Origin of the sequence: Colwellia sp. MB02u-10 (assembly GCF_014077185.1) — a bacterium.
In the GTDB taxonomy this organism is placed as follows: domain Bacteria; phylum Pseudomonadota; class Gammaproteobacteria; order Enterobacterales; family Alteromonadaceae; genus Cognaticolwellia.
In genome coordinates this window covers 1-787 of the sequence record NZ_JACGVK010000044.1, presented here as the reverse complement: position 1 = coordinate 787, position 787 = coordinate 1, and the positions used below count along the sequence as shown (strand labels likewise).

2 protein-coding genes are annotated in these 787 nt (G+C 42.1%); both read right to left on the bottom strand.

Annotated elements, in window-relative coordinates:
- Window positions 1-458: reverse transcriptase domain-containing protein (locus H4J59_RS00145; RefSeq protein WP_310733144.1), on the bottom strand; the 458-nt coding region annotated here is incomplete at its 3' end.
- 4 nt (window positions 459-462) lie between these two features.
- Window positions 463-603 carry a hypothetical protein gene (locus tag H4J59_RS19600; RefSeq protein ID WP_220469675.1) on the bottom strand — a complete coding sequence of 47 codons (141 nt, stop codon included), beginning with the start codon at window positions 601-603 and terminating at the stop codon, window positions 463-465.
- Window positions 604-787 lie beyond the last annotated feature (184 nt).

The window sequence follows — 787 nt, the reverse complement described above, 5'->3', positions numbered from 1 at the left end:
TGAACTCGTTTCCCTTTATCTACAACACCCGCCCTTAAATACTTTCCAATCAATCGCATCAAGGCTTTATCGTTTATTTTACAGCCGAGTTTATGCATGAGTAAATCATGATTGACGCGGTCAAAGAATTTAGATAAATCAACATCTACTGCGATCTTGTGACCTAATTTAATACATGCCTGTATATGCTTTACCGCTTGAGCCGCATTGCGACCTGGTCGGAAGCCATAACTGTGTGCAGAAAATTCAGGATCGAATATTGGGTTAAGGACTTGATGGATTGCTTGTTGGATAATACGATCGATGATCGTTGGTATACCCAGCAAGCGTTTTCCACCATCAGGTTTCGGTATTTCGACTCGTAATGCGGGTTGAGGACGATATGTCCCGTTGATGAGTTGCGCTTTGATGGCGTCCCAATTTGCTTGCGCATACTTTGGAAAATCATCAATGCTCATTCCATCAACCCCAGCGCTGCCAAGCTAAGTCGAGATTTGTTGCCGCTAAAACTTGTTCAAATAAATTGTCATGTAAGGTTGGTGTTATTATGTCATGCTCAATAGAGGCAAAACCTGACGGCAATAAAGACCTATCAAAATGCATAAATGTTCCTCCTTTAGTTAATGTTCTGGCCTTCACCATGTCCCAACCATTACGATGGACGTTGGGCTACTATGCCGTCTGCTGACTTCTGCTTAATCACTTTGAAAGTTACCCATCGAAGCGCTATCGTTATCCATCTATTCGCTTTCTTCAATTGATGGATATTGAAGAACCAAGACACTTG